21 protein-coding genes are annotated in these 21,386 nt (G+C 68.3%); 5 read left to right on the forward strand and 16 right to left on the reverse strand.

All coding sequences use genetic code 11. The features are described from left to right. Positions 1-150: 150 nt before the first annotated feature. The 3 genes from STHE_RS10840 to STHE_RS10850 all read left to right on the forward strand — a co-directional run bounded on the left by STHE_RS10840 (position 151) and on the right by STHE_RS10850 (position 2,457). Positions 151-459 carry a YbaB/EbfC family nucleoid-associated protein gene (locus STHE_RS10840; protein WP_012872627.1) on the forward strand — a complete coding sequence of 103 codons (309 nt, stop codon included), beginning with the start codon at positions 151-153 and terminating at the stop codon, positions 457-459. A gap of 573 nt (positions 460-1,032) precedes the next feature. After that, positions 1,033-1,272: a hypothetical protein gene (locus tag STHE_RS10845; RefSeq protein WP_012872628.1), complete on the forward strand. Its 240-nt coding sequence runs from the start codon at positions 1,033-1,035 to the stop codon at positions 1,270-1,272. Positions 1,273-1,485: 213 nt separating this feature from the next. Continuing rightward, positions 1,486-2,457 carry a TIGR03560 family F420-dependent LLM class oxidoreductase gene (locus tag STHE_RS10850; protein WP_012872629.1) on the forward strand — a complete coding sequence of 324 codons (972 nt, stop codon included), beginning with the start codon at positions 1,486-1,488 and terminating at the stop codon, positions 2,455-2,457. A gap of 689 nt (positions 2,458-3,146) precedes the next feature. Here the strand turns inward: STHE_RS10850 and STHE_RS10855 are convergent. The 9 genes from STHE_RS10855 to STHE_RS10895 all read right to left on the reverse strand — a co-directional run bounded on the left by STHE_RS10855 (position 3,147) and on the right by STHE_RS10895 (position 12,814). Further along, the gene (locus STHE_RS10855; RefSeq protein ID WP_012872630.1) at positions 3,147-4,709 is read right to left on the reverse strand and encodes a phytoene desaturase family protein; all 1,563 of its coding nucleotides are present in this window, start codon (positions 4,707-4,709) and stop codon (positions 3,147-3,149) included. Between the two features lie 133 nt (positions 4,710-4,842). Beyond that, positions 4,843-5,526, reverse strand: coding sequence for a c-type cytochrome (locus STHE_RS10860; RefSeq protein ID WP_012872631.1), 684 nt, complete (start codon positions 5,524-5,526; stop codon positions 4,843-4,845). Continuing rightward, positions 5,523-6,083: a DUF3341 domain-containing protein gene (locus STHE_RS10865; protein WP_012872632.1), complete on the reverse strand. Its 561-nt coding sequence runs from the start codon at positions 6,081-6,083 to the stop codon at positions 5,523-5,525. The genes STHE_RS10860 and STHE_RS10865 overlap by 4 nt, the downstream gene beginning before the upstream one ends. Positions 6,084-6,104: 21 nt before the next feature. Further along, entirely contained in the window at positions 6,105-7,478 is a 1,374-nt protein-coding gene (gene nrfD / locus STHE_RS10870) for an NrfD/PsrC family molybdoenzyme membrane anchor subunit (protein ID WP_012872633.1), read from the reverse strand. 27 nt (positions 7,479-7,505) lie between these two features. Next, positions 7,506-8,900 (reverse strand): hypothetical protein, encoded by a 1,395-nt coding sequence (locus STHE_RS10875; RefSeq protein ID WP_012872634.1) that lies wholly within the window; start codon positions 8,898-8,900, stop codon positions 7,506-7,508. 25 nt (positions 8,901-8,925) lie between these two features. Beyond that, positions 8,926-9,654 (reverse strand): 4Fe-4S dicluster domain-containing protein, encoded by a 729-nt coding sequence (locus STHE_RS10880; protein ID WP_012872635.1) that lies wholly within the window; start codon positions 9,652-9,654, stop codon positions 8,926-8,928. 36 nt (positions 9,655-9,690) lie between these two features. Continuing rightward, positions 9,691-11,904, reverse strand: a complete 2,214-nt coding sequence (locus STHE_RS10885) for a molybdopterin-containing oxidoreductase family protein (RefSeq protein WP_148219965.1) — start codon at positions 11,902-11,904, stop codon at positions 9,691-9,693. A 14-nt stretch (positions 11,905-11,918) separates the two neighbouring features. Then, entirely contained in the window at positions 11,919-12,449 is a 531-nt protein-coding gene (locus STHE_RS10890) for a cytochrome c3 family protein (protein ID WP_012872637.1), read from the reverse strand. A 74-nt stretch (positions 12,450-12,523) separates the two neighbouring features. Continuing rightward, positions 12,524-12,814: a hypothetical protein gene (locus tag STHE_RS10895; RefSeq protein ID WP_012872638.1), complete on the reverse strand. Its 291-nt coding sequence runs from the start codon at positions 12,812-12,814 to the stop codon at positions 12,524-12,526. Between the two features lie 327 nt (positions 12,815-13,141). On the opposite strand from STHE_RS10895, the gene STHE_RS10900 reads away from it, so the two are divergent. Beyond that, on the forward strand, positions 13,142-13,585 hold the full coding sequence (locus STHE_RS10900; protein ID WP_012872639.1) for a hypothetical protein: 444 nt from the start codon (positions 13,142-13,144) through the stop codon (positions 13,583-13,585). A 288-nt stretch (positions 13,586-13,873) separates the two neighbouring features. Here STHE_RS10900 and STHE_RS10905 read toward each other — a convergent pair whose 3' ends face one another. The 7 genes from STHE_RS10905 to STHE_RS18055 all read right to left on the reverse strand — a co-directional run bounded on the left by STHE_RS10905 (position 13,874) and on the right by STHE_RS18055 (position 20,476). Beyond that, the gene (locus STHE_RS10905) at positions 13,874-15,061 is read right to left on the reverse strand and encodes an NAD(P)/FAD-dependent oxidoreductase (RefSeq protein WP_012872640.1); all 1,188 of its coding nucleotides are present in this window, start codon (positions 15,059-15,061) and stop codon (positions 13,874-13,876) included. A gap of 76 nt (positions 15,062-15,137) precedes the next feature. Beyond that, positions 15,138-17,213 (reverse strand): helicase-associated domain-containing protein, encoded by a 2,076-nt coding sequence (locus STHE_RS10910; RefSeq protein WP_012872641.1) that lies wholly within the window; start codon positions 17,211-17,213, stop codon positions 15,138-15,140. Positions 17,214-17,294: 81 nt separating this feature from the next. Then, positions 17,295-17,756, reverse strand: coding sequence for a DUF6220 domain-containing protein (locus tag STHE_RS10915; RefSeq protein ID WP_148219966.1), 462 nt, complete (start codon positions 17,754-17,756; stop codon positions 17,295-17,297). A 47-nt stretch (positions 17,757-17,803) separates the two neighbouring features. Next, positions 17,804-18,082 carry a hypothetical protein gene (locus tag STHE_RS10920; protein ID WP_012872643.1) on the reverse strand — a complete coding sequence of 93 codons (279 nt, stop codon included), beginning with the start codon at positions 18,080-18,082 and terminating at the stop codon, positions 17,804-17,806. Beyond that, complete coding sequence (locus STHE_RS10925) at positions 18,082-18,456, reverse strand: ArsR/SmtB family transcription factor (RefSeq protein WP_012872644.1); 375 nt, start codon at positions 18,454-18,456, stop codon at positions 18,082-18,084. The genes STHE_RS10920 and STHE_RS10925 overlap by 1 nt, the downstream gene beginning before the upstream one ends. A 758-nt stretch (positions 18,457-19,214) precedes the next feature. Then, positions 19,215-19,940 (reverse strand): methylated-DNA--[protein]-cysteine S-methyltransferase, encoded by a 726-nt coding sequence (locus STHE_RS10930; protein WP_012872645.1) that lies wholly within the window; start codon positions 19,938-19,940, stop codon positions 19,215-19,217. Then, entirely contained in the window at positions 19,928-20,476 is a 549-nt protein-coding gene (locus tag STHE_RS18055) for an RNA polymerase sigma factor (protein ID WP_012872646.1), read from the reverse strand. The genes STHE_RS10930 and STHE_RS18055 overlap by 13 nt, the downstream gene beginning before the upstream one ends. 340 nt (positions 20,477-20,816) lie before the next feature. Here STHE_RS18055 and STHE_RS10940 point away from each other — a divergent pair, with 340 nt between their 5' ends. Next, positions 20,817-21,323 carry a hypothetical protein gene (locus tag STHE_RS10940; RefSeq protein ID WP_012872647.1) on the forward strand — a complete coding sequence of 169 codons (507 nt, stop codon included), beginning with the start codon at positions 20,817-20,819 and terminating at the stop codon, positions 21,321-21,323. The last annotated feature ends 63 nt before the right edge of the window (positions 21,324-21,386 follow it).

The following is a 21,386-nucleotide window of genomic DNA, read 5'->3' on the forward strand; positions in this document are numbered from 1 at the left end:
CAGATACAATCGTGACCGTGATGCGATAAGCATACACGGCAGCTTGACAGTCGGCAACGGCCTGCCGGATCGGGTGCCGGTAGCGGCCGGCAGACCGCGGCGTGCTATACTCACCTCACCAACCATCGCCGGGAGGCCAGGGAGCAAAGCATGCAACCAAATATGAAGATGCTTCAGCAGATGCAAAACCGGCTGCTGAAGATGCAGCAGGAGTTGGAAGAGGCCACGGTCGAGGGCTCGGCCGGAGGCGGGGCGGTGCGCGTCGTGGTCAACGGCACGAGGTCGGTGAAGAGCGTCTCGATCGACCCCGAGGCCGTGGATCCGGACGACATCGAGATCCTCGAGGACATGGTCCTGACCGCCATCAACGACGCCATGGCCAAGGCCGAGCAGCTTGCCGCCGAAAAGATGGGCGCCATCACCGGTGGTCTGAACCTGAACATTCCCGGGATCATGTAGGCCCGAACGAGACCACACCCGCGCGTGGGTCCCCCGCCCATCCCTCGGCACCGCACAGGACCGGCTATTGGGTTATGGGATCCTGCGACGCGAGAGCTGTCGACTACCACGGGTTCCGCATTGTTTCCCGCGTTGAGCAACGGGTAAGCGGGGTTGGGAGGGCCGTGCTCCAACTCCGCTCACCCGCCCTGGTCCACTTACCCCCGACTGATCCACCACTTGCCCCCACGTCACGAAAGTCGCCAGGTGTCCCGCCCCTGGTGGAACGCGACCTGCATGGCTCACCGGGCGGACTGCTCGCGGCTAGGAAGGCGAGGCACGAATCGGTCCGTTTCGACCGACGCACGCATGCGAGCGAAGCAGGTCGGCCAGTCGCGCTACGGCGACCCAGTAGCGACAGAGCGACCCCGACGTTCCGACCCGCATCGTGGCTCGCGCCCCTGCCGGGAACAGGCCGGCTACACTGTAGCGGTTTCGTAAGCTCCCCCATGGGGAGTGTCACACCATTCGAATGCACGCGATCCATACTGGCATGTGCCGGGTCGGTTCGCCGGGGAAGGAGAGGGCCAGCCCATGGTTGACGAAGATCTGCGACATCGACTCCGAGAGACGAAGGGCTCCGAGGTCGGATCCTGCGATGTCTGTGGGCGGACCGTACCCCGGGCATCGCTGGTCGCGTTCTCGCGCGCTCATCCGGCTGTGGAACAGACCGAGGCAATCCTGGTCTGCCCTGAGTGCGCCGTCGGGATCGAGCAGGGGGAGATTACCCTGGACGACCTCGAGGGCGAACCTCCTCTGACCCGCCTGATCTAGCCCCCCAGCGCGCCATCGCCGGCGCGCAGCCAGGTGGCTCTGACCCGCGAGGGTATCCGCCCATCGCGGTGACAGAGCCACCTGCGCTTTCCGGCCGCCCCGCTCGCCAACCGCGCCCGGATGCGCGATGATCGTCGCGACACGGCACGCGGGTGGCTCCGGCCGCGTGTGTCCGCCAGCGATTGAGGACCGACGACGAGGGGAGGTCACTTGGTGGTACAGCTCGGGATCATGATCGAGGCCCAAGAGGGCCTGACCTGGGAACGCTGGGAGGCAATCATCGATGCAGCGGACCGGCTCGGATTCACCTGGCTCCGGCGCTCTGACCACCTGTTCTCGACGATCGCCTCGGGCGAGCGCGACTCGCTGGAACTGTGGCCGTCGCTGACGGTGGTGCCCGTGCGCAGCGAGCGCCTGCGCTTCGGCCAGATGGTGTCCCCCATCACCTGGCGCCACCCGGTGGAACTGGCGCGCAACGCGGCGGCACTCGACCGCCTCTCCGGCGGCCGATTCGATCTCGGCGTCGGCGCCGGGTGGAACGAGGTTGAGCACCGGGCCTTCGGCATCCCGTTCCCGCCGATCCGCGAGCGGTTCGACCGCCTCGACGAGGCGATCCAGGTCATTCAGCGACTGCACACCGGCGAGCGAGTCAGCTTCGACGGCCGCTACTACCGGCTCGAGGACGCCATCTGCCGTCCGACCCCGGCGCGGCCGGGCGGGCCACGACTCGTCATCGGCGGGAAGGGGCGGCGGTCGCTGCGGATCATCGCGACGTATGCCGACGAGTGGAACGTGACGAGCATGACGCCGCAGGACTACGAGGCGCTCCGTGCCGAGTTCGAGCGCGCTTGCGCCGACGTCCAGCGGGACCCGAACTCCGTCGAGCGCACGATCATGCTGGCCCACCTCGTGGGTCGCGATGAAGACGAGCTACGCGAGCGCGCCCGCCGGATGCAGCAAGTCATCCCGTCGCTGCAAGAGGTGCCGGTCGAGGAGCTACCGGATCGCCTCCGCCAGCGCAACTGGCTCGTCGGCACCCCGGACGAGGTGATCGAGCGGATCAAGAGCTGGGAGGCGGTCGGCATCCAGGGGATCCTCCTACAGACGCTCGATCAGGAGGACATCCCCGCGCTGGAGCTGATCGCGAGCGAGATCATGCCCCGCGTCAGCACCGTCGACCACTAATCCACCGCTCACTCGGCGGGGAGCAAGGCGTGAGCCTAGCCCACACACTGTGGCTACCGCACCCGGAGCCGCCTGCGGAACGCAGCGGGCGGCTCCCTACTTCGCAAGTCCGACGCCCTCTCGGTGAAACCGAAGAAGAAGAATAACAACGCGGGGAAGCGGCGGGTGCGACCGCCGGATACCAAAGCGGCGGCCAGAGCCTCCGTACTCCAAGAATCCCGGGAGGCTTGGAGCCTCCCGAACACGATGGACCCGGCTGGTGCAACGTGCCCGGGACCGGCGGGGCATGGGACTCCGCGCCGTGGTGCGACGGACCCTACGCCGTGGTACGTGCCCGGGGGTACCCCCGGCTGACAAGAAAAAGCCGGCTGAAGACGGCTAGGAACGGTGAGCCAACCGGGTGGTGAGAGGATCCGCACACGCAGGCCAGGGCCCGGGGCTAAGGCCGCCGGTCCGAGAAGGCGAAGCCCACTGAAGGCGCTCCCGTATCCACCCGCGGGTGGAGCCGATCCGGCTTCCTGCCGGACGCAGCGTCCCTAGCCCCTTCAGTGGGCTTTTCGTTTTCAGCCCGGGGGTTTACCCCTGGCCACGAACCGGGCGCTGGGATCTTCACGCCACCCATCCCAGGCCCGCGCGAGCGCCCGAGAGCCCATCAAGTCGTCTACCCCACGCCGAGGGCTACCCGCCCCCTACGCGTACTTGCTCTCCAGGTCCGCCAGCGCAGCTAGGGCGGCGTTGCGGCCGGGCGCGCCGAAGACGGCGCCGCCGGGCCAGGCGCCGGAGCCGCACAGGTACAGCCGCTCGACCGGCGACTCGTAGCCGGACCACCCCGGCACCGGGCGGAACGCGAACATCTGGTCCGGCGTGATTTCCCCGTGGAAGATGTTGCCGCCGGTGATGCCGATCGTCTCCTCGATGTCGGGCGGGCCCAGCACAACCATGTGCTCGATCGCGTTCCAGATGTTCGGGGCGTATTCCGCCAGCGTGTCGATGATGTTCTTCCCGATCTCGTCGCGGCGGCTGTTCCAGTCTCCCTCGGCCAGCTTGTAGGGGGCGTACTGCACGAAGAGGGACATGATGTGCTTGCCGGGTGGGGCCAGCCCGTCCTCGGTCGCGCTCTGGATGTAGGCATCCATGAACGGCCGGGCCGACGGGCGGCCGTACTTGGCGTCGTCCGCTGCACGCTCCAGATAGTCGATCGAGGGATTGATCACGATGGCGCCGGTGTGCTGCGGGCCGATGTCGGTGCCGGGCATGGCGGTGAAATTCGGTAGCTCGCCCAGCCCCAGCAGCACCTTGACGACCGAGCCGTCGACCTTCATCGCCGCGATCGCGTCGACGAACCACGCGGGGAGGTGGCGCCGGTCCACCATGCGGAGGAAAGTTCGCTGCGGGTCGGCATTCGAGAGGATGACGTTGGCGGTGTAGCGGCGGCCGTCGGCCAGGCGCACGCCGCGGGCCGCGCCGTCCTGGACATCCACCTCCACCACCTCGGCGTCGGTCAGGATCGTCACCCCGTGGTCGCGGCAGAAGCCGGCCAGGGCCGTGGCGATACTGCCCATCCCGCCGCGGACGAAGCCCCAGACGCCGGACTGGCCGCCGAGCTGCCCGAGCAGGTGGTGGAACTTGATGTACGCCGTGCCGGGCGAGCGGGGGCCAAGGCTGGTGCCGATGACGCCGCCGGTGGCGATCGGTGCCTTGACCTCTTCGCTCTCGAACCACTCGTCGAGCACCTCGGCGATGCTCTTCATCAGCAGGGTGCGCAGGTCTTCCACGCCCTGGGGACCGTCGAAGGCGCGCTCCAGATCGGCCATCGTCGGGGCCGGGCCGAGCAGGAGCGGCCGCATGCGTGCGATGATGCGGTCCCACATGGCCCAGTAGTCGCCCCAGCGCTCGGCGTCGCGCCGCGAAAAGCGGGCGATCGACTCGCGCGTCCTGCGCTCGTCGAGGAACGTCATGAAGACGCGGCCGTCGGGGAAGGGAACGAAGTACTGCGGGTCGAACGGGCGGACATCGTACCCGTAGCGGACCATCTCGAGATCGCGGATGACCTCGGGCAGGAGCAGGGAGCAGACGTAGGAGCAGGTGGAGAGGTGGTAACCGGGGAAGTGCTCCTCGGTCACGGTGGCGCCGCCGATGATGTGGCGCCGTTCCAGCGCCAGCACCCGTTTCCCGGCCCGGGCGAGGTATCCGGCGGCGATCAGCCCGTTGTGCCCGGTCCCGATGACGATCGCGTCGTAGTGCTCGACCATGACACCCTCCTCGCATTCCCACCGCCGCGAGCGGTGATCAGGGCCAGCGCCGGATACAGCCGGGCCGAAGACAGGCGACGGAGGGCCGGGTGGCCCTCCGTCGCGGATCGGCGAGGTGCGTTCCGGGTGCGGGCTACTGGCCCTGCAGTTCCCGGATGTGGATGACCAGCGCCCAGATCTCTTCCTGGGTCAGCAGGTTCCCGAACGGCGGCATGAACTCGCCATAGCCATTGGCGATCACGTGGTACAGCTCGCCGTCGGTCAGTTCCTTGGGCTGGCCGTCGACCGGCGACGGGTGCACCCGCTCCTGCAGGTTGGCCGGCAGCGGCTGGTTGTTCGCCTGGAAGATCAGCGCAGCCGCGATGCCGTCGCCGGCCCCCTCCGCGCCGTGGCAGACGGCGCAGTTGACCGCATAGAGCTGGGCGCCCAACTGGCTGGTCTGCTCGTTGCGCTCCAGCGGGTTCTCCAGGTCAACCGCCTCCTCCGCCGTGTAGTCCGGCAGGGTGTTGAACAGGCCGGTCCCGGCGCTGGCAGCGCGCGCCATTTGCCCGTCGGTGCCGACGGCGCCGCCCACATTGACCGTCCCGCCCTTGTAGGCGATCGCGCTCGGCGGCGAGTCAAAGTTCGGCGGCTCCTGCGAGTGCCACATCTCGGTGTAGTGCATCTCGCTGAAGAAGTCGATCGGATAGGTGTTGGTCGAGTTGCAGGCTGCTACGGTCAGAGCCGCCACCATCAGCAGCGCGACGATCCCCACCCGGCGCACCAATCGGTGCCGGGCGCGCCCCCGTAGGGCAGGGTGGATGCCGCGGGAGATCACGCGCGCGCTCCCTTCTGCTGCGGCGCCCGGGCCGGAGCCGGCACGCGGCGCTCCTCAAGGATGACGTCCTCGGCGCCGGCGCGGCGCATCGTGGCAGCCGCCTCGTCCGCCTTCTCTTCCGGCGCATGGACCAGGATCCCAATGTACCCTCTTGAGATCCGCGGATCCCACAGGCTGCTGCCGAGCCGCGGCAGGCGGGATTCGAAGAGCATCCCGATCACGGTGAAGATCACCGCAGCCAGCAGCGTCCCCTCGTACATGATGATGATCATCGGGGGGATCGAGAAGAGCGGCTTACCGCCGGTGACCAGCGGATAGGCCATCTGCGTCGCCCCGGTGATCAGCAGGCCGACGGCGAAGCCGCAGGCGGCACCGACCAGCGGGAACAGGCCCAGCCGGTGCATCCCCGACTCCTCGCCGAAGGTGCCCTCCGGGTACGGTGCGTTGGTCAGCACCTCGAAGTCATCCCGCTTGTAACCCAGCTCGTTGAGGGCGTCGACGCCGGCGATCGCCGTGTCGAGGTCCTTGTAGACGCCGAGCACTCCCCTGACAGCCATGGTCTTCTCTCCGCTCCTCGCCTAGAACTCGCGAACGATCGCCGGGACGGTCCGCTTCCCGACCTGGATCTCAGCCGCCAAGTGCTGGCCTTCCAGCTCGTCCCAAACCGGCACCGGAGGCACGAGCTTGGCGAACAGCAACAGCAGGAACCCGACCAGGGCGAAGGACCCGACGACGAGCGTGATCTCCACTGGCCCCGGACGGTAGGGGAGCCAGGAGAACGTCCACTGGTACTTGGCCTGCAAGCCGGGCACGACCAACCAGTACCGCTCAGCCCACATGCCGATGTTGACCATGATCGAGGTCCAGAACATCAGCTTGATGTTGCGGCGGAACCGCCGGAAGGCCCAGATCGGCACCGGGATGAAGTAGCCGAAGATCCAGACGAACGCCAGCAGCAGCGGGTACGGCCACTCGAAGAAGCGGATGTGCATGATCGCATCGTCGGCGATGTCCTGCCGCCACAGGTCGAAGAAGATGTCGAGCAGGAAGAACCACATCCAGGTGGTGGCCACCACGACCAGCAGCCGGCCGATGGCATCGAAGTGCTCATGCCGGATGTAGTTGTCGAACTTGAACAGCCAGCGCATGAGCGCCATCAGCGTCACCACCGCCGACACGCCCGAGTGGACCGCACCGATAACGAAGTACGGCGCCCACACCGTCGAGTGCCACACCGGGTCGAGCGAGAAGGCGAAGTCCCAGGACACGATACTGTGCACCGAGACGAAGATGGAGAGCATGATCGCCGCGAGCAGGAAGCCCGTGATGATCTGCATCTTCCACTGCCGCTCTTCGCCCTTGAAGCCAAGGGCCAGCACCCGGTAGAGGCTGTGCCGCCACCCGGTGGAGTGGTCGCGCAGCAGGGCAAAGTCGGGGATCGTCGTGATGTAGACGAACAGGATCGTACCGGTCAGGTACGTCATGATCGCGCTCGGGTCCATAACCAGCGCCGAGCGCACGTCCGGCCAGATCCCCCGCCAGAAGTCGTAGGGGAACGCCCAGTACAGCGTGCGCCACGGACGCCCGGTGTGGATCACCGGGAAGAGCAGAGCCGTCATGAGGCTGAACATGGTCATGACCTCAGCGGCCCGCGTCACCGGCCGGCGCCACTCCGCCTGGGTCAGGCGCAGGATGGCGGAGATCATCACGCCAGCGTGGCTGATACCGATCCAGAACACGAAGTTCACGATCATGAAGCCCCAGAAGGCAGCTCGGTTCAGCCCGGTGACGCCGATCCCCCAGTAGAACATCCAGGCGACCGCGAACAGGAAGGCGGTAAGGATGGTCCCCAGGACGATGAACCCGACCCAGTTCATCATCGAGGTCTGCGTGACCGGCCGGAGTAGGTCACGGATGATTCGTTCGTCGCTGAAGCTATGTCGCTCCTGCATGGTCCCTCCACACGTCCCTTTCCGGCCTTAGTCCGGCTTCCCGATCACGACGACCTCGGTCTTGTGGAACGGCTTCTTCGCGCGGAGCCAGAGGCCGCCAGTGACTTCCCAGATCGACGGGTAGGGGACGAATCTGAGCGCCAGCAGCCCGAGGCAGACAGCCCCACCGATCAGGCCGACAAGGATCAGAATGTCCAGCACCCCCGGCACGTACGCCGGCGGGATCACCGTCAACTCGCCCTCATAGATGTTGTTGGGCGAGAAGCTGGCCGAGTACAGGCGGATCTGCTCGAAGACCTGCCCCACCAGCACCAGCGCACCGACCACGATCGGGCCCACGACCCCGGCCCGGATCCGGTTCCAGAGGAGGACCGTCAGCGGCGCCAGGAACATCAGGGCAAAGGCGACGGCGAACGGCACGAAGTAGGTGTCGAAGTAGAGCAGTCTGAGCAGCGCCGTCTCGCGTGGCGTCCGGCCGTACCACCAGATGATGAACTCGGTCCAGTGGAAGTAGAACCAGAGCAAGCCGAGCGCCAGTTGCAGCTTACCGAGCGCGAAGAACTGCTCCTTGTGCAGGTAGTCGCGCGCTCCGCCCCAGACCCGCATCACGCCGGCGGTCACCAGCGTCAGGGCGACGCCCGACTCGAACGCCTGCACCGTGTAGGTCGCCGGGAAGATCGCGCTGTTGTTGCCCGGGATCAGCGCCAGAATGAAGTCGGCGGAGATCAGGGTCATCGTCCCGACATACAGGAGGACGTAGAGCGCGCCGAAGTAGGCCACAGCGCGGTCGACCGTGCGCCACTCCTGGGTGCTGCCGCGGAAGCCGCGCGCCAGCCGCGCGAAGCGCCCGTTGAGGTTGCCGTCCACTTGGTCGCGCACGATCGCCATGTCGGGCCGCGCCGCCGTGTAGAGGAAGGCATAGCCGCAGATGACCAGGGCGATCATCATGAGGCTATCCCACAGCCAGGGCGCGCCCCACCAGCCGAACCAGAGGGACGGCCGCCCCTCGGTGTTGGGCAGCAGCGCGACCAGGAGGAAGAAGAGGATCAGCGGCACGATCATCGCCGCGGCCCACAGCTCCGCCAGCCGGTTCACCGGCCGGCGCCAGTGGCCGCGCACCAACCGGGTCGCGACCGAGACACAGGGGGCCGCACCGACGGTCGACATCAAGAAGCCGAAGGTGACGGCGACGTAGGTCCAGGGCTGCCGCTCACCCCAGCCGGAGAGAACCGGGCCGGCGATGAGCGCCACCACGCCGACCACCCCGAGGATGGCCGTGATGATGAGCAACAGCCGGTAGGTCGACCCGGCAGCGCGGATCCGCTGCAGCCCGTCGCTGACGATCTGCTGGGGAGGTAGCTCCCACACGCGGGGGAGCGAACGATGATGCCCGTTGTGCGCCGTGATTTCGTGTGACGCCATGGCTTTCCGTCCAGTCCCTCTCTGACTACGCGGATTCCGCGCCACCGTGCGCCGGCGCTTCGGGGTCGATCTTCTTCAGGTAGAGGACCGACGGGTTGGTCCCCAACTCGGCCAGAACCTTGTAGCCGCGGGTGGTCGTGTTCGCGATCTGCGCCACCTGGCTTTCCGGATCGTCCAGGTCGCCGAAGACGATGGCACGGGTCGGGCACGCCTGGGCGCAAGCGGTGTTGACCTCACCGTCGCGCAGCGGCCGGCCTCCATCCAGCCGTGCGTTTTGCTCCGCATTATTGATGCGCTGGATGCAGAAGGTGCACTTCTCCATCACGCCACGGCTGCGGACCGAGACGTTCGGGTTGAGCTGGTTCTGCAGCGACTCGGGCCACTTCGGCTCCCAGAAGTTGAAGAAGCGCACGTGCCAGTGGCAGTTGACCGCGCAGTATCGGGTGCCGATGCACCGGTTGTACACCTGCATGTTGATGCCTTCAGGCGTATGGTAGGTGGCGTACACCGGGCAGACCGGCTCGCACGGTGCCTCCGAGCAGTGCATACAGGGCACCGGGATATAGCGCGCCTTGATGTTCGGATACTCCCCATCCCAATAGCGCTCGACCCGGATCCACTCGATCGCGCGGTGCTGCAGGTAGACCGCCTCGGTATTGATCGGGATGTTGTTCTCCGCCTGGCAGGCCACGACGCACGCCTGGCAGCCCGTGCATCGATCCAGGTCGATTACCATCCCCCACCGTGGTGACATCGAAACTCCTCTCGGGCTTCCTGTCGCGCGTGCGGCCTAGTGCTCCGACGGAATGACTTCGATGATCGGCGCACCCTCCAGCTGGAACGCGGGCACCTGGCCCTCGAACCGCGGAAGCCGCACCTTGCGCCCCGTGGTCTCGACGCGGACGCGGGTCCCGGCCCACGCCAGCGCCCCGGTCTCCGACTCGGTCGCCGGCTCCACCAGATCCAGCGGGTTGATCCCCCGCCCCTTCGCGTAGCGTCCGAAATCGGTGTGCCCCTGGCCCATGGGCACCGCCGCCACGTCCGGATGCGCCGCCGGGTTGACGTACACCGGCACCTCCGCACTCCCGCGCGGCGTGACCAGTCGCACCACGTCGCCCGTGTCCACCCCGAGCCGGTCCGCTGTCGTCGGGTTCAACTCGACCCACGACGACCAGACGGCCGACGTCATTGGGTCGGGCAGCGCCTGCAGCCAGGGCAGGTTCGCCGTCTCGCCGTACCCGAGCGAGTTGGACGGGAACGGCAGCAGGTAGAGCGGGAACTGGCCCGGATCCCCGGCGTACTCGGGTTGCGCGGCAGGGGTCGGCGTCTCCGGCGCGTCCGGCGCCGATTCGGCCGTCTCGCTGGTGTCCCACCAGCCGCCCTGCGCCTGCGCCATCACGAAGTACTGCTTGGCATCCGGCGCGTCGATGTTCCCCCGGTTGAGCTGCCGCAGCGAATCGACTGCGGCGCGGACCGCATCCTCGTAGGTCGGCCACGGCAGCGAGGCTCCGGCCGCCGTGGCAGCCTCGATCAGGATGTCCCCCGCCGCCCGGCTGTCCACGAACGGGTTGACCACCGGCTGCTGCAGCGCGACCGCCTGGAACCCCGGCCCCGGGTCGGGCGCGATCAGGCCCCACGACTCCAGCGTGGTATGCACCGGCAAGATCAGGTCGGCCTGCAGCGTGGTGTCGTCTAGGAAGCTGGAGAGCGCCACGACCTTGCCGGCGTTGGCCAGCGCTTCCCGGAGCCCGAGCGCCTCGGGCAGCCCGTAGACCGGATCCACGCCGTAGACGATCACGAGCTGGTAGCGGCCGCTGTTGAGGTCGTTGACCACGCCGCTCCAGTCGCTGTACGGCAGGCCGGACGACGGCCCCGGCACATCCGACTCGAACGGCGGCGGCGGGTTGAGGATGATTCCGCCTTCCTGTCCGACGCTCCCCACCAGATAGTTGAGCGCGAACACGGCGGTGAGGTTGAACAACCCGTTGGTGTGGGCCGCTGCCAGGCTCCCGGCGATGGCGACGCTCGGCTGGCCCTCAGCGAAGCGCCGGGCCAGCTCGGTGATCTGCTCGGCGCTGATCCCCGCGGTCTCGGCCACCGCATCCGGTGCGTACTGGTCGAGTGAGATCCCGCTGTACACCTGCTCGGCCACGGCCCGGTCCACCAGCCCCTCCGAGACCATGACCTGAGCCATCGCCAGCGCGACGAGCCCTTCCGTACCCGGGGTGATCGGCAGCCAGCGGTCCGCATTGGCCGCCGAGCCATCCATGCGCGAACTCACATGCCAGTAGGTCCCGCGGACATCCTCACGACCCTGGCGGAACTCGCCGTACTGGCGGGAGAACTGCACGGGAGAGATCCACGTGTGCAGGAAGTCCGCGCTGAAGCTGACCAGGAAGTTGGTGTTCGCCAGATCGAGCGTCGGCAGGGTGTCGGTGCCGAAGACGCGCCGCACCGCCTCGCGCAAGACGATGCGATCCTCCGGCTCGTACGTGACGTGCTCGGCATCCACCGCCTGGACGAACTCGTTGACGACCTGCCCCATCGGGCCGGACAGCGGCGGAGTGATCACCAGCGTCGCTCCGCGAGCGCCGTTGACGTCGTTGCCCAGCTCGGTGAGCACGTCCTCCCAGCTCGCGTTCTGGTACTCACCGGAGCCACGCGCCCCGCTGAGCCGCAGCGGCTGGGCGATGCGGTCCGGGTGGTACACCTCCTGCACCAGAGCCTGCGCGCGGGCATCGGACGCGCCGAGGTTGGTCGGGAAGTCGGGATTTCCTTCCACCTTCTTGGCGCGGCCCTCGAAGACCCTGACGATCAGCCCGCACTCGCCCGCAGCCGTGGCGTACCAGTTGTCGCGCCCGAAGACGAGGTCCACCGGGTTGAGAACCGGACTCTCGATCTTGAACTCGCGCTCCGGGTCCCCATCGCCGATGCCGCACCCGGTGAACAGGACCGCGCCGGTCGTCGAGGTCGCGACTAACTTAAGGAAATCTCGCCTTCGCATCGCACCCTTCCGCATCAGTAGTGACACACCGCGCAGTCAGTCCGGGCGTTGTTCTGCCGGTGGCAGTCGATGCAGTCCCCCATCCGCAAATCACGGAACTGGCTGACAGTCGCCATGTCCTCCACCGGACCGTGGCAGGTCGCGCAGTCAAATCCCGCGTTGATGTGCATGGAGTGGACGAACTTGACGTGGTCGGGCATCTGATGCACCCGGTTCCACTGGATTGGCGTGTTGGATTCAAAGGCTTGGACGAGGCGCTCCAGGTTGGGCTTGTTGGTGGTCGGGACGACCCGGTGGCAGAACATACACTGCTCCAGCGCCGGGACCCCGGCTGAAGCCTGCGTGGTGGCGGTGCGGTGGCAGAACGTGCAGTCGAGGCCGAGGGTGTTCACGTGGAACGGGTGGGTAAAGGCGATCGGCTGAGCTTTCGCCGGCTGGGCCGTCGGACTCAGGAAGTAGCTCCGGGCCAGGATTGCTACCACCGGGATGGCCAGTAGCACCAGCACGACCAGCCCGAACACCACAGGCCGCAGATATCGTCGCATCCCTCTTGCTCCGCTCCGCTCCGCGCTCCGGATCCGCGCACCTCATGCCGGCCACGCGACCGGTTCGGGATATCCTAGATCCACACCTTCTCGTACAGATCAAACAGGACCGACAAGCTACCCACGATGTTCGCCAGCGAGAAGATAGCCCCGACGAGGAAGATCAGGGAAATGACATACAAGACGGGGCGGACGCGCATTACTCGCTGCGGCAGTTGGCGGGTCGAAACCAGCGAGGGGATCATCGCGTGGGCGAGGAGCAGGTTGGCAGCGAAGACGACAATGCAAGCGGCGAAGGCCCAGAACCAGATGAGCCCCGAGTTGATCTGCACCCACTGATCAGCTGTCGTCACTTCAGCGTGCATCCAGGACCTCCCTGGGGCTGACCACTCGGCCCTTGGTGTGTTGTTGGTGGCAGACACACAGGACGCAACCGCTCCTCGCTGCCACCACATGGAGGAACGCGGTTGCCGTGGGTAGGATGAAGGGTCGCGCCGATTGTGTCAAGGCGATCATCCGCTTCGGACGCGTGATCGCTTTCACAACCACGGGAAGGATACCCAGCGTCGCCCCGTTGTCAAGGGGTCAGCGTAGCCGCGGCCTGCCCCGAGCGGGCAGAATACAGCCGACGACCGCCGGCCATGCACCGCGGTGCCCCGGCGCAGCAGCGATAGTCGGAAAGTAGGAGCACGATGGAGTCGAGGCCGATCGCGTTCGACGAGGCCGGCATCACCCCCGGCCGCGCCCGGCGACAGGCACGGATTAAGGGCGTCCCGGTGCCCTATATCCGCGTGTGCAAGGGCCCGGGCCGCCGGCTCCTGTCGACCCTCACGCCCGAGCCGGGCGAGTGGATCCTCCGCGCCGACGGCGAACTGGAGCTGGCGGGCGACCCGCCGCGGGCACTGGAAGAGGGCGAGGTGCTGGTGCCGAGCTTGGCACGCCTGATCGCCCTCCTGCGTGAGGACGCCGACAGCGTCGTCATCTCCTGCTACCCGGACGACTACGCCTGCATGGCCTTCGACGAGGACGGCGTCTCACTGGCGAACGTCGTCTCCTTCAGCCCCGAGGAAGCCGCCCTGCGCGCCCTCCTCTTCATCCGCGCCGAGCGCGCCGCCCACGAGCAGAGCGGCGGCTGATGGGGATTGAACAGGAAAACTGGTACACCCGCTCGTACCCCGCTGCCGAGCTCATATCACCCTGAGCGGAGCCGGGGGCGGCAGAGCCGTCTCTGTCGCCCGTTCGCCGTCATCCTGAGCGAAGCGAAGGATCTCGCGCGGGAGCGGCCATCCCCCAGAGATCCTTCGACTCGAACGGAGCCGCCGGGGACGGCTACCCGCCGTCCCCGGCTCCGCTCAGGATGACAGGTATGGTGGGGTGGATCGGCTTCGGTCATCAGCCACCGCAGCACGAACCCCGACGTGGCACTACTCCTCAGAACCGGCGTACGACAGCGGCGCGCCGCTCGTGAACCGTGCGGGGCGGTACGGTGCCAGCTCGGGCGGATCGGTCTGGAGGAAGTCCTCGACGACGAGGTTCCCCATCGTCGCAGACAGCGTGACACCACTATGCATCACGAGGTGGTACAGCCCGTTGACCGCAGGGTCGAAGCCGACGATCGGGTGCCCATCCTTCGGCATGGGGCGCACGCCCATGCGCGCACTCTCGGCGCGGATGCCCCGCAGCCCCGGCACGATCGTCGCCAGGTGATCGACGGACTCCTGGCAGACCGGATGTGAGACATCCAGCGGCTGCTCCGACTCGACGAGCTGGTCGAAGTTCGTACGCTGGATCAACATCCGCCAGCCACCATCCGCGCGCAGGTTCCCCTCCGGCGCGTGGATCACCCGCTTGAGCGAGACGGGCGCCGGTTCGGTCGTGACCAGCAACCCCGGCTGGCGCGAGACGGGGAGATCGACACCAGCCATGGCGGCGATGCGTCCGGCATCAGGACCGGCGGCGTTGATCACGGCGTCCGCGCCCAGACGCTCTCCTCCCGCCAGCACGACCGTGTCGATCGCACCAGCCGGCCCGCTCAGGTCGACCACCGTATCCTGCACGAGGCGCGCGCCGTAGCGGCGCACGGCCGCACTGAGGGCACCATGGCACAGCCCGACGCCGTTGAGCCAGCCCTCGCCCGGCGTGTAGAACACCTCCTCGACGCGATCCGGGTCGATGACGAGGTCGGGCTCCAGCTCCCGCATCACCTGCTCCGGCGTGACGGTCTCGATGCGGTAGCCCCATTCGTGGAGACGCCGGGTCACGGTCCTCAGCCGCTGCACCTGCTCTGCGTCGTCGGCATAGCACCAGTGCAAGCCGCCGTCGATGTGCACCCAGTCCCCATCCAGCTCCCGTGCGAGATCCGCGTGGTCGCGGATGGAGCGCGCGTTGAGCCGATGATAGTGCCGCGGGGTCTTGTTGAACGAATTCAACCAGGCGAAGGAGTTGCCTGTCGTCCCGGCACCCGGGAAGCGCGGTTCGACCACCGTGACCGCCGCTCCCGCTTGCGCCAACCGATACGCGGCCACGGACCCGACTGCGCCCGCCCCGATGACCACGATCCGCGCTCCGCGGAGATACGCCGAACCTACCGCCATGACTCCCTGACCTTCCATGACAGATGCTCCGCGCCGCGTTCGCGCGGCGCCGCATCACCCGTACCCCGGCAAATGGGGCCGTGAGCCGAGGTCGTTACCCGTCGCGGCCACCGGGCCACTGGGGGGTGCGGCCCAGCTCGCGAAGGATCTCCTCGACCCGCTCGGTCGCCGCCTCGTCGCCGGCCGGGAGCGGCACGAGCAGCCGCTCCCCGGTCAGGCGCTCCACCCGCAACCCGCCCGCCCGCAGCGCTGCCTCGATCTCATCCAGGCTCCCCTGGTCATCCGGTTGGAGCAGCAGCGCCCGCCGCACCCGGACCCGCCGGTACTCGCGCACCCACTCCGCCATCGCGTAGGCCACTGCCTGGGGCAGCGGCTCGCCGCTCTCCTGCTCCAGGTAGCGGACCATACGCTCCAGCGTCAGGCCACTCGCCAGGCCGTCCTCCACGCTCTCGCGGGTGAGCCGGTAGATCGTGACCCGGTCGAGCCGTTCCAGCGCGGTGAAAGCCGACAGGGCCCAGACGTGCCGCGGCGCCGGACGCAGCAGCAGCACCTCGAAGTTCGGCTGCACCACCAGCGTCTGCCCGCCAAGCGCCGGCTCCTCGGGCGGGTCGAGCGACTCGTCCACCAGCCAGCCGAGATCCGGGCGCACGCGCAGCACCGTGCCGCGCCGCTGTGCCCGTGCGACCTCGATCAACCCCAGCCAGGCTCCGGCGGTGGTGAGCGTGACCGCCGCCGCCAGCCGCACGACGGCGCGGCGTCGCGCCTCGGGCGACTCCTCCCCCGCCTCATAGCTGGCAGCGGCGGTGAAATGCGCCCCGAGAGCATTGGGGAACTCGGCAGCGAAGCGCGTGGTGACAGAGTCCAGCGTGTACCAGGTCTCCGGGTCGAGCGCGCCGAGCGCCTGGAGCAGGTGCTGGCGAAAACCGGGCCAGTCGCCGCCCCACACCTGGAGCGCGTCCCGCTCGTCGCCCTCGGGCCACTCGGCGGCCTGTCGCCAGTGGGCGACGAGACGCCGCATCTGGGCCGGGAAGTCGAGCCGGGTCCAGGCGCGCAGCCGGTCGGCCACGACCCCGCCCCCGGCCGGGGCCAGCAGGCCCTCCGCCTCGGCGAGTCGCACGAGAAACGAGACGTAGCCGGTCGGCGGCAGATCACCCGCGCGCAGCCAGAGCCGCGGGGCCAGGTGCCGCAGCCCCGTGCCACCGCGCTCGCCCCGTCGCCAGCGCGCGCGACCAGCGACGACATCGCGCAGCAGCGTGAGGAGATCCCATGCCGCGGCGGCGACGGGTACCCACTCCGGCACCTCGACCAGTGCCGGGTCGACCGCCACCAGCGGGGGCGGCGGTGCGGCCGGGGCGCGCGTCGGCCGGCGCACGATGTCGGGCACCACGGCGCGGAGCGCGCCGTCGGCGTCGTAGCCGCGCCACACCAGCCCGCGCCGCTCCAGTGCGTGGAGGGCGTGCCGGAGCGCCTGCATCGAGAGGCCAAGCTCCTGCCGCGCAGCGATCGGATCGGCGATGCCGTCGCGCTCGGTGATCCATGACCAGAGCCGTGCGGCGGTCGGGTCCAGCGCCCGGACCGAGTCTCGGATCACGTCGGCGTTGCCGATGCGAGGTGCGACGTAGGCCACCAGCTCCGGCCGCATCGCCACGGCGGGGATGACCCGATAGCCGAGCTGCTGCGCGATGGCCGCCAGCTCCGCGTCGTCGAACCACTCCAGCAGCGCGGCGGCATCCTGCTCCCGCGGCAGGCCGCGCTTGCGCTCCGCTTGCAGCCGTTGCGTCAGGTGCGCCAGCTCGCGCGGCAGGAAGAAGCGCTCCGGGGTCGGCGTCAGGCCCGGCTCCTCGCGGGGCTGCTCCTGGTAGAGCAGACCTGCGCGGTAGAGCCGGCGCAGCGCCGGCAGCACCTCGTCCGGCGGCGCGTCCACCCGCGATGCGATCTCCTCAACGCTGGCGGCCGCGTCGTCGCTAGCCAGCGAGGCGACGATTGCGCGCTCCAGCGGCGGCAGGGACTCCCAGGCAAGCGCAAAGGACCAGGGATCGGTCAGCACCCGGTAGAGCCGCCCGATGTCCTCGTGCGCCTCCCGCCCGAGCAGCTCCACGTCCCAGAACTGGGCGATCGTGGTCAGGCTTCGCGGCGGTCGGTCGAGGAGGCGGCCGAGCAAGTTGCGCATCGCGGCTCCGGTGTCGATCGGCTGGCGACACCGTCATTATAGCGACTTTACCTGGAGGTCAGCGCGCGGGTGTGCCCACGGTCATGCCGGTCGGGCCGACCGCGCGAGGAACAGTGCCACCCAGAAGATCAGCAGCGCGTTCACGGGATGGAGCGCCGCGATCACCGGCATGTTCCAATCGCGTGCCATCCCGATGAAGGCGTACTGCAAGCCGATCAGGGCAAAGGCACCGAACGACAGCCAACGTACCCGGTGCGGCATCCGGCCGGTGAACGCCAGCACCAAGAGGATGAGCGGCAGGTATTCGAAGAAGTGCACGAAGTTCTCGTGCCAGCTCCAGCGGAGCGGGGTGTCGAAGATCGCCAGCCCGGCGATCAGCACCTGAACCAGGACGCACCCCACGAAGAGCCAGGCCAGGATACGGAAGGCAACCCTCGAACGGTGCCCCCGCGCGGAGTCTGCACGGGCGTGCCGCTCCTGCGTCTCGCTGGGCGACGGCATCGTGGCGGTCCCCGATGTGTCGCTTCGTCGCTCTGCAACCACGTGGTCGCTCCCTTCTCGATCGCACGATGCGGCCGCCCGCACACGCGTTACTCCACCTCCTTGAGCACACGCTCCATCCCCGCGACCCGCGCGCGGAGATCCTCCAACTCAGTCGCGACGCGGCTGAAACCCTGTGCCGCCTGCTCCTGGGCCACAGTGGCGCGTTCCGCTAGCTTGCGATACTCGTCCTCACGGGTCAATACCGCGCGTGCCCGCTGAGTAGCGAAGATCTGCCAGATGAGCACAATTAGGAGCGCCACACCGAGCGCAGACATCACCATCACGAAGATTGTGCCGGACCAGGCAGCCTGATTTGGATCCATCATCAACCCGTACCTCTCGTGCCCCGAGCCACGCCGGGCTCCTCACTCTCGCCGTCCGTGAGCGTGCGCACCGCCTCAGCGATCACCTCGGGCGTCAGATGCACGACGAACGGCGCAACCTCGTAGTACTTCATGGCCTTCCCGTCTTCGGACAGTTCGAGGCTCCCGGTTACCAGCCCTGCCGCTTCGAGTCGCTGCAGGTGCATGTAGAGCAGCGGGCGACTCATGCCGACCTCGCGCGCGAGCTGGCTGACGTACTGCCGCCCCCGCACGAGGGTCGCCACGATACGCAGCCGGTGTGGATTGCCCAGGGCCGCCAGCACCCGCAGGAGTTCGTCTCCGGTGAGGGTTGGCGGCGTCTTCTCCCTGTCCGTCATCTGTCCATTCCACCCATCACCTGTCAGGTATTTCTAACACCTGATAGATCGCCTGTCAACCCCCAGGGCTCGGCGGATGATTGGGGTGCAAGCGGTCGGCATGGGCCGGGGGATGGATTTGATGAGTAGCATGGGGCCACCGCGGTGGCATGTGCCCGGGAACAGGCGGTGTGAGGGTTCCAATGCGTGGCGCGTGCCCCGGGGCAGGTGTGTGAGGATCCCGGTACCAGGCACGTGCCCGGGGGTAAACCCCCGGGCTCACAAGGAAAGCCCGCTGAAGCGGGCTGGGGGCAGCAGGCTCACATCTCGGCGTTGGGTTCGCGCCATTCGGTTAGGGCCCGGGGCTAAAGCCGCCGGGCTGATAATTATGGAAAGCCCACTGAAGGGGCTTCGATCGCCACGCACAGGCGGATCCGATCCGGCATTCCGCTGGGAATAGCGTCCTTAGCCCCTTCAGTGGGCTTCGCCTTGTCAGCCCGGGGGTTTACCCCCGGGCACGCGCCACGACGTGGGGATTCTCGCGCCACCCATGCCGTGTGCCGACGCCGGCGTGGAACCAACCCCGGCGCGCGGCTGGTGCCGCTCGATACCAATGCGGCGGCTCAGGCCGCCGCACTCAAAATAGCCGGCTTCAGCCGGCTTTCGTTGTCAGCCCGGGGGTAACCCCCCGGGCACGTGCCGCCGCGTGGGCCCCTTCGCGCCACCCGCCTCGGGGCACACGCCACCGGTCGGGGATCCTCACACTACCCGCCCTCGTGCTAGACCGTCGGGAGGGTGACCCCCTCGATCGCGAGCAGGTGCCACTTGATGGCCAGTCCGCCGGTGTAGCCGCCGATCGTCCCGTCGCTGCGCACCACGCGGTGGCACGGCACGACGATCGGCACCGGGTTGCTGCCGAGCGCATTGCCGACGGCACGGGTGGCCCCCGGCTGGCCGATGATGCGCGCGATGTCCCGGTAGGTCACCAACCGGCCGAAGGGGACCTGCGCCGTGGCCTCCAGCACGCGGCGGGTGAAGGGCGACACGGCGGCCAGATCGACCTGCAGGTCGAAGTGCTGCCGCGCTCCGGCGAAATACTCCTGGAGCTGGGTGGCGTAGGGGCGCACCGCATCCGGATCGTGCCGGGACACCAGCCTCTGCGACTCGGCCCACGCCACGATCTCCGCCTCGGTCCCGCCATAGTCCACGCGGCACAGCCCGCGCGGAGACACGGCCACGAGGAGCGGGCCGACCGGGGAGTCGATCCGGTCATAGGCCACGATCGGCAGGGTGTCGAGCAGGCTTCCGCCCGGCGGCGCGACGGCGCTCCGCTCGGCCATCTGGTCGAGCAGGCCGGCCAGCGCGCGGCCTTGCGCCACCTCCCGCGCGCACGCCGCGCAGGTGGCAGTGTGCCGGTCGATCGCCGCGACGGCCTCCGCTCCGAGGTCCCCGGCGACCAGGGCCGGGATGCGATCGACGACGTCCTTGCAGCTCAGTTCCTGCATAGCCCCACCTCTTCGAGTTCCGCCGCGAACTGTGCGCGCAGCTTCCGCACCGCCTGGTAGACGTTCGCCCTGGCAGCGTCCTCGCTCATCCCGAGGGATTCGGCGATCTCAGCGTAGCCGAGGCCCTGGAAGCGCCGCTGGGTCAGAGCAAGCCGCTGCTTCACCGGCAGCGCCGCGATCGCCGCCTCGATCCGGTCGAGGAGATCGCGCCGGTCCAGATCCCCCGCCGGGTCGCCGTCGACCGCGACCGGCTGCGCTCGGGTCAACGTTGCCGCGGCTCGTTCGCCGGTACGCCGCCGGCGCAGGGCGTTCAGCGTCGTGTTGGTCGCGATCCGGTAGAGCCAGGCGCGGTAGTTCGGCGTGCCCTGGAGACCGCTGAATGCTCGGAACGCGCGCAGGAAGGTCTCCTGACACAGATCCTGCGCCTCACCGTCATGCCGAACCATCCGGTAGATGTAGGCGTAGATCTCCGCCTGATGGCGCGTCACCAGATCCTCGAAGACCGTGCCCCGCGTGCTCCCCGCGCTGTCGGTCACTCCGTTCGCCCCTTCCGACGGGATCGGCTGCTCCCTACAGAGTACGACACGCGAGGGGACGGTTTGTGAGATCGCACCCGCCGGCAGCCCGCTTCGCCATTGCTGTCATCCTGAACGGAGCCGGGGCGGCGAGAGCCGCCCCCGGCGACTCCGTCCGAGCCGAAGGATCTCTCGGGTGCGTGGTCGGTCCAACGCGAGATCCTTCGCTTCGCTCAGGATGACAGACCGCGGCCGGTTCCGGTGTACCCCGGTAGTTCGTCGAATCCCATCAATCCCGCCCCGGCGTCGTTTCGCTAAGATTGGCTCGAGGGCAGCAGGCGAGGAGGGAGCTGTCAGGACCATGGCGAGTACGACGCGGCTGACGCGGCGCGAGTTCTTCCACGACGTCGTGGCCCACACCCGCGCGGCGCTGCCCGGAGACCTGGCCTCCTTCCAGACCTATGCCACGATGAACCTCGTCAAGCTCCACTACGGCCAGCCGCGCCTGCACTACGAGGTCTGGACCAACGCCCGCGACAACCACATCGAGATCGGGCTGCACTTCGAAGACGGCCCGGAGAGCACTGAGGCCCTGATCGGCTTCTTCGACCGCCACATCGTCGAGATCAAGCACGAGCTTGGGCCGGACGTCGAGCTCGAGCGCTGGACGCCCTCCTGGGGTCACCTCTTCACGCTCCTCCCCTACCAGCCGCTCACGGAGGATCTGGCACGGGAGGTCGGCGAGCGACTGGCGCGGATGATCGCTGTGCTCCAGCCGCTGCTGGACGAGGCCAGCGCCCAGGTGCGGCTGAGCCGCGGCACAGGGGAGGGAAACCGCCGTCAGCGACGCTACCGGCGAGGGCGCTGAGGGCACGGCAGGGTGCAGCAGATGCGCGAAGGATCGCGTAGACTTTGACCGGGACGGGGAGGG

The organism is Sphaerobacter thermophilus DSM 20745 (assembly GCF_000024985.1).
Classification (GTDB): Bacteria; Chloroflexota; Chloroflexia; order Thermomicrobiales; family Thermomicrobiaceae; genus Sphaerobacter; species Sphaerobacter thermophilus.

What these genes read in the sequence shown, in the direction of transcription:
- STHE_RS10930 (WP_012872645.1), bottom strand. Translation starts at nt 19,940, where the DNA reads ATGCAGGAACTGAGCTGCAAGGACGTCGTCGATCGCATCCCGGCCCTG.
- STHE_RS10910 (WP_012872641.1), bottom strand. Translation starts at nt 17,213, where the DNA reads ATGCGCAACTTGCTCGGCCGCCTCCTCGACCGACCGCCGCGAAGCCTG.
- STHE_RS10905 (WP_012872640.1), bottom strand. Translation starts at nt 15,061, where the DNA reads ATGGAAGGTCAGGGAGTCATGGCGGTAGGTTCGGCGTATCTCCGCGGA.
- STHE_RS10845 (WP_012872628.1), top strand. Translation starts at nt 1,033, where the DNA reads ATGGTTGACGAAGATCTGCGACATCGACTCCGAGAGACGAAGGGCTCC.
- STHE_RS10895 (WP_012872638.1), bottom strand. Translation starts at nt 12,814, where the DNA reads ATGCACGCTGAAGTGACGACAGCTGATCAGTGGGTGCAGATCAACTCG.
- STHE_RS10940 (WP_012872647.1), top strand. Translation starts at nt 20,817, where the DNA reads ATGGCGAGTACGACGCGGCTGACGCGGCGCGAGTTCTTCCACGACGTC.
- STHE_RS10885 (WP_148219965.1), bottom strand. Translation starts at nt 11,904, where the DNA reads ATGCGAAGGCGAGATTTCCTTAAGTTAGTCGCGACCTCGACGACCGGC.
- STHE_RS10925 (WP_012872644.1), bottom strand. Translation starts at nt 18,456, where the DNA reads ATGACGGACAGGGAGAAGACGCCGCCAACCCTCACCGGAGACGAACTC.
- STHE_RS10840 (WP_012872627.1), top strand. Translation starts at nt 151, where the DNA reads ATGCAACCAAATATGAAGATGCTTCAGCAGATGCAAAACCGGCTGCTG.
- STHE_RS10880 (WP_012872635.1), bottom strand. Translation starts at nt 9,654, where the DNA reads ATGTCACCACGGTGGGGGATGGTAATCGACCTGGATCGATGCACGGGC.
- STHE_RS10865 (WP_012872632.1), bottom strand. Translation starts at nt 6,083, where the DNA reads ATGGCTGTCAGGGGAGTGCTCGGCGTCTACAAGGACCTCGACACGGCG.
- STHE_RS10855 (WP_012872630.1), bottom strand. Translation starts at nt 4,709, where the DNA reads ATGGTCGAGCACTACGACGCGATCGTCATCGGGACCGGGCACAACGGG.
- nrfD (WP_012872633.1), bottom strand. Translation starts at nt 7,478, where the DNA reads ATGCAGGAGCGACATAGCTTCAGCGACGAACGAATCATCCGTGACCTA.
- STHE_RS10900 (WP_012872639.1), top strand. Translation starts at nt 13,142, where the DNA reads ATGGAGTCGAGGCCGATCGCGTTCGACGAGGCCGGCATCACCCCCGGC.
- STHE_RS10875 (WP_012872634.1), bottom strand. Translation starts at nt 8,900, where the DNA reads ATGGCGTCACACGAAATCACGGCGCACAACGGGCATCATCGTTCGCTC.
- STHE_RS10890 (WP_012872637.1), bottom strand. Translation starts at nt 12,449, where the DNA reads ATGCGACGATATCTGCGGCCTGTGGTGTTCGGGCTGGTCGTGCTGGTG.
- STHE_RS10920 (WP_012872643.1), bottom strand. Translation starts at nt 18,082, where the DNA reads ATGATGGATCCAAATCAGGCTGCCTGGTCCGGCACAATCTTCGTGATG.